The sequence below is a fragment of the Bacillota bacterium genome (assembly GCA_023511455.1).
GTDB lineage: Bacteria > Armatimonadota > HRBIN16 > HRBIN16 > HRBIN16 > HRBIN16.
Genome location: JAIMBJ010000016.1, coordinates 38,896 through 51,771, shown reverse-complemented (window position 1 = coordinate 51,771; position 12,876 = coordinate 38,896). Strand labels below are relative to the sequence as shown.

Sequence of the window (12,876 nt, the reverse complement as noted above, 5' to 3'; positions counted from 1 at the left end):
CTGTGGAACCTCCTGAGCAACTGCTTTCAGTGTAGCAACAGGTGAGGGAAAAGTCAATGAGAGAAGGAATCAGCATTTGTGATGTGGAAGCCCAAAGACCAGAGGAGACGATGCGCGTATGGGCACGCTGTACGTGATTGTGAATCAAAAGGGTGGAGTGGGCAAGACCACCACGGCGGTCAACGTGGCAGCTGCTATCGCCCTGGCGAATCGCCGGGTTTTGCTGGTTGATGTGGACCCTCAGGGCAATGCGACCAGTGGGGTCGGCATTGAAAAGAACAAGTTGCCCAGCAGCATCTATCACGTGCTGGTAGACGATTTGCCTGTCGATGAAGTGGTGATGCGCACATCTATAGACGGGCTGGACATCGTGCCCTCCACAATAGACCTTGCAGGCGCAGAGATCGAGCTGATGACGCGCATCAGTCGGGAGCAAGTACTGAAGCACGCGCTGGAACCGTTGAAGAACAGGTATGACTATATCTTTGTAGACACTCCTCCGTCGCTGGGTCTGCTGACGATAAACTGTTTGACGGCATGTGAAGAGGCGATAGTACCCATTCAGTGCGAGTATTATGCCTTGGAGGGGATGTCGCAGCTGATGCGCACGATCGAACTCGTGCGTCGGCGTCTGAATCCGGACTTACGCATCGCTCATGTGTTGTTAACGATGAAGGACCCTCGTTTGCGGTTGGCTCAGCAGGTGGAGGAGGAAGTGCGGGGTTATTTTGGGGACATTGTTTCGCCCGTAGTGATTCCGCGCAATGTACGGTTGAGCGAGGCGCCCAGTTTTGGCTTACCGGTGGTGGTTTATGACCCGAAGTCGAGGGGTGCGGAGGCTTACCGGCAGTTTGCCATGGAGGTGATGGGGGATGATGCGCAGAGGACTGGGTAAGGGTTTGTCTGCACTGATTGCAGATGTGGAGAGCGCCGGCGAGGGATCAACGGAGATTCCGGTGGCTTTGATTGTGCCGAACCCGGACCAGCCACGACGTGATATGGACGGTACAAGCATCGAAGAACTGGCAGCGTCCATTCGTGAACACGGTGTGCTTCAGCCGGTTATTGTTCAGCCGCTCCCTGAGGGTAAGTACCAGCTGATAGCTGGAGAAAGACGGTGGCGTGCGGCACGGCTCGCGGGTCTGAGTGCGATTCCAGCGATTGTTCGCGAGGTAAGCGAAGAGGAGCGTCTGGAGCTGGCTATTGTAGAAAACGTGCAACGCGAGGACATTAACGTGGTTGAAGAGGCCATGGCGTATCGCATGTTGATGGAGCGATTCGGCCTTACACAGGAACAGGTGGCTCGAAAGGTGGGCAAGAGCCGCGTTGCGGTGGCGAACACTTTGCGTTTGCTAACACTGGATGCCGAGATTATAGAGGGCCTTCGGCAGGGAAAGATTACGGAGGGACACGCGCGCGCTTTACTCATGGCGCCGGAAGGGACAAGGCTGGACATTTACCACCGTGTCTTGCGATTGGGATGGACCGTGCGGGAGACTGAACGCGCGGCGCGTGCTGCCGGTCGGGAAAAGGAATCGGGCACTCCACCAGGTGTTTCACGTGAAACATCTGCGCCCGACCCTCATATCATCGCGCTGGAAGACACTCTGCGCAATACCCTCGCTACGCGCGTGCAAATACATTGCCACAACGGCAGGGGTACCATCGAAATCCATTTCTATGATATGGAGGACCTCTCCCGTATTGTCGATACCATCACGAGGTAGCGAGAAAACGTTGCTCTTGCCGGTCGGTCAAGGTGCAAGTTGGTCTTTCAATTGCGTATCTCCGGAAAAGCCCGGAATCACACGTGCTTACCAGTGTTACTTTGTAACGCAATAATATGTCGATAGTCTCGCAAGCATCTGAGAAAGACCAAGATAAACAACATGCCCCCTTTATGCAGTCGCACCAGCAGCGAGTATTCACCCGTCCTCGTGGTAAAGATGACGTTTACAGTGACGGCAATTTCGATTGAAGCAGGGCACTGCCAGAGCAGGGCAGTGCCCTGAGAGGCTACGCCGCTTTGCGCTGACTGATGATATACTAACCCAGCTTCTTGTCGGAACCAAGGATGTGGTTGACCAGCCAGTTCTTCAGGAAGTTCATGACCCCTATTGTGTTCACAGGGCTGCCGCTGTCTATCTGTGCCCTAATCTGCAGAACCTGTCGTGTCAGCTCCTCGTGCTGGCGTTTGTGCAGAGGATACTCAGGATAACGGGTCTCCTGCATAAAACGCTCTTCCGTGCTGAAGTGAGACACCGTATACTCCACCAAATCATTCAGTATTTTGGGGACGAGCGTTTTGCCTGTACCGGACTTCATTGCTTCATGGAGAGAGTTCACCATTTCTACCAGACGCCGGTGCTGGTTATCTATCTCCGCCACACCAATCTGGTAGTCTGTTTGCCAACTCATGAACGACATGTTGTTCACCTCTGAAGGGATTCTGCTCTTATTATCGGCTTGCCCAGGCGAACAGACTACCACGACACACCCATCACCTGTCCGGTGGGGTCCACATCCATACGTTTTGCAGCCGGCTCAGCCGGTAATCCCGGCATGGTCGTGATGTCCCCGCACAGCACGCGCACAAACCCTGCCCCCGCCGCCAGCTGCACCTCCGAAACCGGCAGGGTGAAGCCACTCGGAGCCCCTTTCAAGCCCGGTTCGTGAGATAAAGAGAACTGCGTCTTCGCAAAGCAGATGGGCAGATGGCGGAACCCCCACTTCTCGAACTGCTTTAGCTGTGGGCGTACTCCGGACTCATAGTGCACCGCCTGCGCGCCGTACACCTGCGTGGCGATGGTCTCTATCTTTTGCTGCAAAGAGTCATCGACGGAATAGAGAGGTTGGAACCGGCTGTTGCACTGTTTACAAACATCCCGCACTGCCTCTGCCAGCGCGATACCTCCCTCTGCACCACGCGCAAAACATTCGGATACCGCCGCGCCCTCTGCACCCGCAGCAATCGCCAGCCTGCGTAACAGCTCTATTTCCGCATCTGTATCGGTTGGGAATCGGTTAATCGCAACTATCACCGGAACGCCCAACCGGTGCACAATACGGATGTGTGCTTGCAGGTTTTCTGCGCCTTTTTCCAGTGCGTCCAGGTCTTCGTGCTCCAGCTCTACCGGTAAAGGCTTGCCAGAAACCACTTTGAAGTGACCGCTGTGCACTTTCAGACCGCGCACGGTAGCTACCAGTACCGCAGCGTCGGGTGATTTGCCCAGCACGGGTGACACAATATGGCAGAACTTCTCAAAGCCCAAATCAGAACCGAATCCTGCCTCTGTCACCGCATAATCCGATGTGTATAAAGCTATTCGATCAGCCAGTACTGAATTGCAACCCGTCGCCGTGTTGCCGAAAGGACCGGTGTGTACCAGAAGGGGGGTACCCTCCAGCGTTTGCACCAGATTAGGCATCAGCGCATCTTTCAACAACAATGTCATCGCGCCAGCGGCGCCAATGGCTTCTGCAGTGATGGGCTCCCCGTCGCGTGTCACACCCACCACTACCTGCCCCAACCGGCGACGCAGGTTGCTGAGGTCTGTGCTGAGAGAGAGAACTGCCATGATTTCAGAGGCGGCAGTGATTTCAAAACCGGTCTCATGCGGTATCCCGTTGGACTTGCCTCCGAGACCGGTAATTACCCGCCGCAGGGAACGGTCTGGCACGTCCAGCACGCGATTCCACCACACACCATGTGCATCGAAACCTGCCGCGTTGCCGTGGTAAATATGCGCATCCACCATCGCCGCCAGCAGGTTATGCGCTGCGGTGACCGCGTGTATATCGCCGGTGAAATGCAGGTTGATGTCATCCGCCGGGTACGCCTGTGCGCGCCCTCCACCAGCACCGCCTCCCTTCACCCCGAAGACCGGTCCTAATGAGGGCTCACGGATGCACACGGCAGCCTGCTCCCCAATAAAACGCAGAGCATCGCCCAGTCCCAGCGTGGTGACTGTTTTGCCTTCACCAGCAGGTGTAGGAGTAATGGCGGTGACCACAACGAGCTTTCCTTGCGGACGCGTTGACAGTCGCTCTATGGCACTCAGGCGGATCTTTGCTTTGTATTCTCCGTAAAGTATCAGCTCCTCATCGAGCAATCCCAACAGATTCGCCACGTCGCGAATGGGTAACGGCATGTGAACCTCCTGTTGCGGAAGATGCTCTTAGTAGCTTCACTGCAAAGCAGGAAGTTTCCTACCCGGGCGGGATGTGCAAATCGTTGGAGGGAGCCGGCATGGGGAAATGGAGACGATGGTATCCTGCGCCACAGCACTCGGGGCAAAACAGGATGAGGAACCGTCCGGGGCGCTCCGGATGCGGCGTCCGAACCACACCCGGTAACGAATGGTCGACCGGAGTCTGCAACAGTGCCAGGCGAATATGCTGGTGCAGGGCACAAAAGTACTGCACCTCCACTGGTTGCTGCTCCTGTGAGGTTCGGCGGCGATACAGCGTTTTCGTGCGCCAGCGACGCCCGTTGGGTAGCAGGTAAACCTGATGGATGCGTATCCAGCGAAACACCTGCCGTCTCAGTTCCCTGCGCGACACAGGCTCCTCGGGTTGCTCTCTCATCGTCTCCTCCCGAAAAGGATTTTCGGCAGTTTCGGACGCAGATTCGAGGAGCCTGAAAACAACCGCTTCTACCCCCTTGCTGCCTCGGTGAGCAGTTCCACCAGCGTGGGATGGGCAGGATAGACCGAAGCCAGAGTCTCCCACGTTCCACCCAGTGCCATCGCCACCGCCAGAGACGCAAGTACGTCTGCTGCATGTGCGCCCACTGCCGAGCCTCCCAGCAGTCGGTCGGTGGTTTCCTCTACCACCAGTTTGACGAACCCTTCCCGCTCGCCCAGCAGCTGCGCCTTCAGGTTGTCGGCGTGATGGGCACGAAGCACCTTGACCCTGAGCCCCTGCTCCCGCGCCTGTGCCTCCGTCAGCCCAACCTGCGCCACCTGCGGCTGCGTATACACCGCTTCCACCACCAGCTCCGGGCGGAACGGTTCTACCGGCACCCCCAGCGCATGACGCACCGCCACCCGTGCCTGAGCCCACCCCCGGTTCACGGTGAATGGCGCGCCAGCCGCGTCACCGGCGACATAGATATGGGGCACTGGGGACTGCAGGTACTCGTTCACAGGGACGCCCTGCGGTGTGGGTTGTAAGCCCACCGCCTCCAGATTCAGGCGCGACAGGTCTGCACGCCTGCCGATGGCGATGAAAGCGTGGGTGGCGTCAAACGTCCTGCCGTCGTGCAGCTGCACGTGAACCCAGCTGGGCGTCGCCGTCACACTTTCTACCGGGGAAGAGAGCATGACGCGAATGCCCATCTGCTCGAAGGCGCGCTCCAGCGATTGCGAAACCTCCTCGTCGGCGCGGGGCAGCAAGCGCGGCATGTCGGTTAGCACCGTCACCTCCGAGCCCAACACGCGGAACAGGTAGGCAAACTCACTGCCCGTAACGCCTCCGCCTACCATGATGAGCCGTTCGGGCAACGAGGACAGGCTGCTCATGAAGCGTGGAGCAAGGATACGTTTGCCATCGGGCTTCATGCTGGGGGGAAAGATGGGCACGGAACCAGAGGCTATGAGGGCAACATCGAAGCCGAGTTGCTGTTCACCTCCCTGCGGGGTCTGCACTTTCAGGGTGTGCGCATCGGCGAAAGAGGCGACCCCGTACACTATCCGCACACCCGCCTGTTCCAGCAACGCTTTCTGCGCCGCGCCCCACTCGTGCGTACGCTGTCGGATACGCTCCATCAGGTCGCCAACCCGCACGTCGGAGACGGCAACCTGCACGCCACGATACGCCGCATGGCGTGCATCCAAAATGGTGTCTGCCGCAGCCAGCAGCACCTTGCTGGGAACCAGACTATCCCACGTGGCGCGTCCGCCGATTTCACCTTCACTGATGAGCGTTACCTCCGCACCCCACCGTGCCGCCTCCCGCGCGGCAAACACGCCTACCGAACCACCACCAATGACCACAAAACGTTTGGACATCGTTCACCTACCTCCTGCGGTCTAAAGAGTTGGACTCGGAAACCACTCTCAAGGATTCCTCGCTTCGCGGATGGATGCATGAAAAATTTCCTCAAAAAATCCTCTCAAATCACTTGACAAAGATACACTCAAGTGGTATAATCATGCACGGAAAAACAGCCGATAATGAAAACGCACGACAAACGCAATCATCCACACGGAGGATAGATATGGGAAAGACAGTAGGGATAGACCTGGGAACCACCAACTCGGTCGTGGCGGTCATGGAAGGCGGCGAGCCAGTCGTTATCCCGAACGCCGAAGGCAGTCGACTGACGCCGTCGGTGGTGGCGTTCACCAAGACCGGTGAGCGACTGGTAGGCGCAGCCGCTAAACGGCAGGCGATTATCAACCCCGACCGCACCATCATCTCGATCAAACGCAAGATGGGTACGCGCGAGCGCATCCGCATCGACGATAAGGAGTACACGCCGGAAGAGATTTCGGCGATGATCCTGCAGAAGCTGAAGGCGGATGCGGAGGCGTACCTCGGCGAGAAGGTGGATGCTGCGGTCATCACCGTGCCAGCGTACTTCAACGACGCTCAGCGCACGGCGACCAAGAACGCGGGTGAAATCGCCGGGCTGAAGGTGCTGCGCATCATCAACGAGCCAACCGCCGCGTCCCTGGCGTACGGACTGGACAAGAAGTCCAACGAGACGATTCTGGTCTTTGACCTGGGTGGCGGTACCTTCGATGTGTCCATTCTGGAGGTGGGCGATGGCGTGTTCGAAGTGAAAGCCACCTCGGGCGATACGCACCTGGGTGGCGATGACTTCGACATGCGCATCGTCAACTGGGTGGCGGATGAGTTCAGGAAAGAGACGGGTATCGACCTGCGCAAGGACCCGCAGGCGATGCAGCGGTTGCGCGAAGCGGCGGAGAAGGCGAAGATCGAGCTCTCCAGCATGGTGGAGACCGAGATTAACCTGCCCTTCATCACCGCCGACGCCGAGGGTCCAAAGCACTTGCTTTACAAGATTACCCGTGCCAAGTTCGAGGAACTCACCGCCGATCTGGTGGAGCGGCTGAAGGGTCCGTTCTATCAGGCGTTGTCGGACGCCAAGCTGGACGTGAAGGATATCGACGAGGTGATCCTCGTCGGTGGCGCGACGCGCATGCCCTGTGTGCAGGAGCTGGTGCGCAAGCTGTCGGGCAAGGAGCCGAATAAGGGAGTGAACCCCGATGAGGTCGTCGCCATCGGTGCGGCGATTCAGGCGGGCGTGCTCGGCGGTGAAGTCAAAGATGTGGTGTTGCTGGACGTGACGCCGCTGTCGCTGGGTATCGAGACTCTGGGCGGCGTGTTCACCAAGCTCATCGAGCGCAACACCACCATCCCGACGCGCAAGAGCGAAATCTTCACCACCGCTGCCGACGGGCAGACGGAGGTGGAAATCCACGTGCTGCAGGGCGAGCGCGAGATGGCGCGTGACAACAAGACGCTGGGGCGGTTCCACCTGACCGGTATACCGCCTGCGCCGCGCGGGGTGCCCAAGATCGAGGTGACCTTTGACATCGACGCCAACGGTATCCTGCACGTCTCGGCGAAGGACCTGGGCACCGGCAAGCAGCAGGCGATTACCATCACCGGCTCCAGCAACCTGACGCGCGAGGAGATTGACCGTATGGTCAAAGAGGCGCAGGCGCACGCGGAAGAAGACCGCCGTCGCCGCGAGGAAGCCGAAGTACGCAACCAGGCGGACTCGCTGGCGTATCAGACCGAGCGCATGTTGCGCGACCTGGGCGACCGCGTGCCGTCGGACGAGAAACTGCGCATCGAGCAGGCAATCTCCGACCTGCGCGACGCCATCAACAAGAACGACATCAGCCTCATCCGGCAGCGGATGGAAGCCTTGCAGCAGGAGTCGTACCGCCTGTCGCAGAGGCTGTATGAACAGGCGTCGCAGACCTATGCTGGAACCGGCGCACAGACCGGTAGCAGCAGCTCCGGCTCATCCGGCGACGGCGAGGTCATCGACGCCGAGTTCAAGTCCGAGTAATCGGACACCACTGCCCGCGGCATCCCCGCGGGCAGTCCAGATAGCACCAAAAATCACTTCAACGGAGAAGGAGGTGACCAACGATGGCATTGGTGCGATGGGAGGATCCGGTGGACATGCTGACTCGCTTCGAGCGTGAGATGAACCAGTTGATGAACCAGTTCTTCGGCAACGCTGCGGCGCGCCGCACCGAGCCCACGCTGCCTCGTGTGTGGGCGCCTGCGGTGGACGTGCGCGAGGACGACAACGAAATCACGATTAACATGGAGCTGCCCGGCGTGAAGCCCGAAGAGGTGGAGATCGAGTTGACGGGCGACACGCTGTGCGTGAAAGGCGAGCGCAAGTTCCAGGACGAGGAGCGCCGTAAGGACTACGTGCGCATCGAGCGGGCGTATGGCACGTTCCAGCGCTCGTTCACGCTCGGCACGCCGATCGACGCCGAGAAGGTGACGGCGCATTACAAGGACGGCGTGCTGACCATCACCCTGCCCAAAGCGGAGCAGGTGCGTCCGAAGAAGGTGCAGGTGAAGGCGGGATAATTCCCCTACCTTCGCCTGTGCAACGGGAGGGGCAGGGCGCAGGCAGGCTGCCCTGCCCCTTTTTCAAGCAATATGAGCAATACCATCGGTAAGAAGGTGGCAAGGCAACGATGAACTTCAAATACAAGGACTACTACGCGATACTCGGTGTACCGCGCAACGCCACCGAAAAGGAGATCAAGCAGGCGTATCGCCGACTGGCGCGCAAATACCACCCGGATGTCAACCCAGGTGATAAGAGCGCGGAGGAGAAGTTCAAAGAGATCAGCGAGGCATACGAGGTGCTCTCCGACCCGGAGAAGCGCGCCAAGTACGACCAGTACGGCGAGATGTGGAAATACTACAGCGAACAGCAGCAACAACAGCCTGGTGGGTTCTCCAGCGGTGGCGGATGGCAGGATTTGCGCAACTTCGGCTTCGGCGGGCTGGGTGACCTGTTCGCCACGCTGTTTGGCGATGCGTTCGGGCGCAGCCGTACCGCCGAGGCAGATTTCGACACAGTATTCGGTGCCTCGCTGGATGTGGAATATCCGATAGAGGTCTCGCTGGAGGAGGCGTATACCGGAGCAACCAAACCGCTGTCCGTGACCCTGCAAGACACCTGCCCACAGTGCGGCGGTACGGGAGCAGCACGCACACGCAGCGGCTACTTCACCATGGGACAGGTGTGTTCCAACTGTCACGGACGAGGAACGCTACCTCGCAGCAAAAGGCTGGAGGTGCGCATCCCTGCAGGAGTGCAGGACGGCTCGAAAATTCGCCTCGCGGGCGAGGGACTGACCGGACGTGGTGGGCAGCGCGGCGACCTGTTCCTGATTGTACGCATGCGCCCGCATCCTACCTTCGAGCGTAAAGGCGACGACGTGTATGTGGATGTGGACATTCCGTATACCACCGCCGCGCTCGGAGGCGAGGTGCGCGTGCCCACTCTCAAGGGCAGTGTGACCATGAAGGTGCCTGCTGGCACGCAAAGCGGGCAGGTGTTTCGGCTCGCCGGTCAGGGAATGCCTCGCTTGAAAGGCGGCGGCTATGGCGACCTGTACGCTCGGGCGCGTATTACCGTGCCTCGCACGTTGACCACTCGCGAGCGCGAGCTGCTGCAGCAGCTGGCACAACTGCACGGCACGGCAACAACGACTCGTGTGTAATGGTATCAAGGGGGGATGTTGTATGGCAGACAGCATTCGCGACAAGCACGAACCGGTCTATCTGATTAGCGTGGCAGCGAGGTTGTGTGATATGCATCCGCAGACGCTGCGCATGTACGAGCGCATGGGCTTGATACGTCCCAAGCGTGTGAACCAGAAAAACCGCCTGTATTCGCAGGCGGACATCGAGCGTCTGCGCCAGATTCAGCGCCTCACGCGCGACTTAGGGGTGAATCTTGCCGGGGTGGAAATTATTCTCGACCTGCTGGACAAGGTAGAGCGACTCCAGCAGGAGCTGGAAACGCTTCATGCCCAGATGGAACAGATGGTGCAGGAGCGCGTCGAGCAGATTCTGTCCGAGCGACAGACTCTGCCCGCCCGTGTGGTGCGCGAGCTGTAAGCCTTCATCCCCCCATTGACGCCTTGCCTGTATCACACAGGGCACCCCGCCTCGCTCCCTCGCGGTACTGCACCAGCCTGTTTACAACCGTCGCAAGTACTGCTACACTGTGAACGGCAAACCGTGGAGGGAGGCGATTCATGCGAGTCTTCTGTGAAACCCTGGGTGTGGATATCGAGCTGGCGGAACGTCCGCAGCGCATTGTTTGTCTGGCATCTTCCCTGACCGAGACCATTTTCGAGATGGGTTATGGGCATCGCGTGGCTGCCATCTCCGCATACTGTTCCCGCTATATCCCCCAGAACAACCTGCCCATAGCAGGCGATTACCTGCGCGTCGACAAACAACTGCTTCAACAGATAAATCCCGACCTGATATTGCTCACTAGCGGTATCCAGCGTACGCTGGGTATCCGTCTGGCGCAAGAGGGCTATCCGGTATACGCCCTGCCGCTGCCAAGCAGTGTCAGTGGAGTCATGGAGAACCTGAACCTCCTGGGTGGGCTGTTGAACGAGGTGGAGTCTGCCCGCCGCCTGCGCCAACGGTGGGAACAGCAGTTTCAAACGCTCTACCTGTCCGCCCCACTACGCCGCCCGCGCGTGTACATCGAACTGTGGTTTGGCAAGCACATGCGCACGGTGGGCGCGCTCAGCTTCATCCACGATCTGGTGGAAGCCGCCGGAGGAGACAATATCTTCGGGCGAGACCGCCGCGCCTACTTTTCACCGGATCTGGCGCAGGTAGAGATAGCGAGACCCGATGTGCTGCTTTTCCACACGGAACCCGATTACCCGGTGGACATCGCGGCTCTCATCGAGGAACGCGGCTGGCATCGGTGGAATCCTGCGCCCTACGTGGTGGCAGGCACCGTGCAAAAAGGGCAAAACATTATCCATGAGGGGCCGTCCATGATGGAGACGGCAACGTGGCTACAGGGGCACTTCCACTTCTGGGCGAGGCACCACCGATAGGCGCAGGAGGTTAACCGTGTTCCACTTCCGAGCGCGTGGGCTTGTTTAACGGCTCCACCACCACACCGTCGGGACGCACATCCGCCACGCGCACAGGGGTGTTGGCGGGTAAGAACTCCTGCTCGGTCAACACATGCAGGTTCACATCGCCAATCCGCGCGGTGCCGCCCGGCGTCAGGTCTGTGAGCGTAACGCCTTCTGCGCCCAGGAGCTTGCGCTGAGCCTCCCAGCTGGCAGGCATGGACATCTGCATCCGTTGCTGCATCTCGCGCCATAGATGGCTCTTGGGCAGATAAACGAAGAAGACCACCATGCTCATCAGGGTCAGTATCGATGAGACCACCAGCGCAAAGAGGGGGTGCGACTCGATCATAATCGCTTCACGCATACCTGCGAAGATGCACAGGAAGCCGAGCAACGCGAATATTCCCCGTCCGGGCAGGACGTGTGTCTCTACAATGACCAGTGCCGCGCCCAGCGCAAACACCACCATACCCCACCAGTGTGAGCCGCTCCAGAGGTGAGCCACAAACACCATCCCCAGAAACAGCATTCCCACCGTGCCCACCCACGACCACACCGGACGGGTCAGAAATTCTGCCACCAGAAACGCCAGCCCGATAAAGGTGAGCAGTACAGTCGCGTAAGGTGTCTGCAACCACTGTATCACGCTTTCGATACTCACCGCCATCACCCCTGTGCCGGGCGACCGTATGCCGCACGCTCAGGTTCCACGATGTAACGCGACAGCGTGATGGTCAACTGATACGTCACCACCTGCAGGAACAGGATGATGCCGTAGCAAAGCTGCGACACCAGACGGTTCCACTGGCGGCGCAACCGCTGCGCGAACGGTATCTTCTGTTCGGCGACGATCTCGGCGAGCATCGGCTGGAACTCACGCCACAGGTCGATTTTCGGTTCTGGCGCTTCCAGCTGTCGGCAGAACTCTACAAACCGGCGCAGCTCCTGATACTCCCGGAAGCAAGCCTCGCAAGTGTGCAGATGATGCTGTAGCTGCTCGTACTCCTGCGGGCTCAGCTGTTCGTCAATCAGCGCGCTCAGTCGTTCCTGTACTTCGTCGCAACGCATGGTTACTCACCTACCCCCTGATAGTACGCCTGATAATAAGGCTCAAACAGACGCTTAAAAGCCAAACGCGCGCGGTGCAAGCGCGATTTGACATTGGCGATGGTCAATCCCGTAATGTGGCTGATCTCTTCGTAACTCAGTTGCTCGAAGTCGCGAAGTACCAGCATGGTTCGGTAATCTTCCGGCAGGCGTGCCAGCACCTCCCGCACTTTGCGTTGAAGTTCCTCGCGCTCCACGTGTGCCTGCAGGTCATCGTCGGAAACCGGCTCGTAGCTGCCGTTCTCTCGCTCCGCCATCTCTTCCAGCGAATCGGCTTTCTCTCGCTTCATGTCGCGCAGGCGATTACAACACAGGTTGTGCGCGATACGCAACAGCCAGGCACGGAAGCTGCTGTCTCCACGGAAAGAGCGGATGTTCTTGAACGCGCGGATGAATACCTCTTGCGTCAGGTCGTGGGCCTCCTCACCGGGCACCATCCGGTACACCACGCTGTATACCAGCCGTACGTACTTGTGATAGAGCTTCTCGAAGGCTGCGGCATCCCCGTCGCCGCAGCGACGAACCAGTAAGAGGTCCTCGTCCAGCGGTGCTACCATGTTAAATGCCAGTTCCTGTGTTGCCTCCGAGGGCGTGCCAATCGCCAGAACCATTTGTCACCCTTCCTCACGCACTGTCG

The 12,876-nt window shown here is 59.0% G+C and carries 14 protein-coding genes; 7 read left to right on the top strand and 7 right to left on the bottom strand.

The window, feature by feature from the left end:
* Positions 1-118 precede the first annotated feature (118 nt).
* Together K6U75_10190 and K6U75_10185 are read left to right on the top strand one after the other, a co-directional pair.
* The gene (locus K6U75_10190; GenBank protein ID MCL6475406.1) at positions 119-895 is read left to right on the top strand and encodes an AAA family ATPase; all 777 of its coding nucleotides are present in this window, start codon (positions 119-121) and stop codon (positions 893-895) included.
* Positions 873-1,727, top strand: a complete 855-nt coding sequence (locus K6U75_10185; protein ID MCL6475405.1) for a ParB/RepB/Spo0J family partition protein — start codon at positions 873-875, stop codon at positions 1,725-1,727. The genes K6U75_10190 and K6U75_10185 overlap by 23 nt, the downstream gene beginning before the upstream one ends.
* A 319-nt stretch (positions 1,728-2,046) precedes the next feature.
* Here the strand turns inward: K6U75_10185 and K6U75_10180 are convergent, their stop codons facing one another.
* The 4 genes from K6U75_10180 to K6U75_10165 form a co-directional block, all read right to left on the bottom strand.
* Positions 2,047-2,427, bottom strand: a complete 381-nt coding sequence (locus tag K6U75_10180) for a bacteriohemerythrin (GenBank protein MCL6475404.1) — start codon at positions 2,425-2,427, stop codon at positions 2,047-2,049.
* A 56-nt stretch (positions 2,428-2,483) separates the two neighbouring features.
* Positions 2,484-4,151 (bottom strand): formate--tetrahydrofolate ligase, encoded by a 1,668-nt coding sequence (locus K6U75_10175; protein MCL6475403.1) that lies wholly within the window; start codon positions 4,149-4,151, stop codon positions 2,484-2,486.
* Between the two features lie 58 nt (positions 4,152-4,209).
* Positions 4,210-4,587, bottom strand: a complete 378-nt coding sequence (locus tag K6U75_10170; protein ID MCL6475402.1) for a hypothetical protein — start codon at positions 4,585-4,587, stop codon at positions 4,210-4,212.
* A 68-nt stretch (positions 4,588-4,655) separates the two neighbouring features.
* Positions 4,656-6,011, bottom strand: coding sequence for an NAD(P)/FAD-dependent oxidoreductase (locus K6U75_10165; GenBank protein MCL6475401.1), 1,356 nt, complete (start codon positions 6,009-6,011; stop codon positions 4,656-4,658).
* Positions 6,012-6,220: 209 nt separating this feature from the next.
* Here K6U75_10165 and dnaK point away from each other — a divergent pair, with 209 nt between their 5' ends.
* The 5 genes from dnaK (at position 6,221) to K6U75_10140 (ending at position 11,108) form a co-directional block, all read left to right on the top strand.
* Positions 6,221-8,050, top strand: a complete 1,830-nt coding sequence (gene dnaK, locus K6U75_10160) for a molecular chaperone DnaK (protein MCL6475400.1) — start codon at positions 6,221-6,223, stop codon at positions 8,048-8,050.
* Positions 8,051-8,133: 83 nt separating this feature from the next.
* Complete coding sequence (locus K6U75_10155) at positions 8,134-8,589, top strand: Hsp20/alpha crystallin family protein (GenBank protein ID MCL6475399.1); 456 nt, start codon at positions 8,134-8,136, stop codon at positions 8,587-8,589.
* A 110-nt stretch (positions 8,590-8,699) separates the two neighbouring features.
* Entirely contained in the window at positions 8,700-9,737 is a 1,038-nt protein-coding gene (locus K6U75_10150) for a DnaJ domain-containing protein (protein MCL6475398.1), read from the top strand.
* A 22-nt stretch (positions 9,738-9,759) separates the two neighbouring features.
* Positions 9,760-10,137: a MerR family transcriptional regulator gene (locus tag K6U75_10145; GenBank protein ID MCL6475397.1), complete on the top strand. Its 378-nt coding sequence runs from the start codon at positions 9,760-9,762 to the stop codon at positions 10,135-10,137.
* A gap of 140 nt (positions 10,138-10,277) precedes the next feature.
* Positions 10,278-11,108, top strand: coding sequence for a helical backbone metal receptor (locus K6U75_10140; GenBank protein ID MCL6475396.1), 831 nt, complete (start codon positions 10,278-10,280; stop codon positions 11,106-11,108).
* Positions 11,109-11,118: 10 nt separating this feature from the next.
* Here K6U75_10140 and K6U75_10135 read toward each other — a convergent pair whose 3' ends face one another.
* From K6U75_10135 to K6U75_10125, 3 genes are read right to left on the bottom strand one after another with little or no spacing between them, the layout of a single operon-like run.
* Positions 11,119-11,793, bottom strand: a complete 675-nt coding sequence (locus tag K6U75_10135) for a hypothetical protein (GenBank protein ID MCL6475395.1) — start codon at positions 11,791-11,793, stop codon at positions 11,119-11,121.
* A 5-nt stretch (positions 11,794-11,798) separates the two neighbouring features.
* Positions 11,799-12,200 (bottom strand): zf-HC2 domain-containing protein, encoded by a 402-nt coding sequence (locus K6U75_10130; protein MCL6475394.1) that lies wholly within the window; start codon positions 12,198-12,200, stop codon positions 11,799-11,801.
* Positions 12,201-12,202: 2 nt separating this feature from the next.
* Positions 12,203-12,850 carry a sigma-70 family RNA polymerase sigma factor gene (locus K6U75_10125; GenBank protein ID MCL6475393.1) on the bottom strand — a complete coding sequence of 216 codons (648 nt, stop codon included), beginning with the start codon at positions 12,848-12,850 and terminating at the stop codon, positions 12,203-12,205.
* Positions 12,851-12,876: the final 26 nt, after the last annotated feature.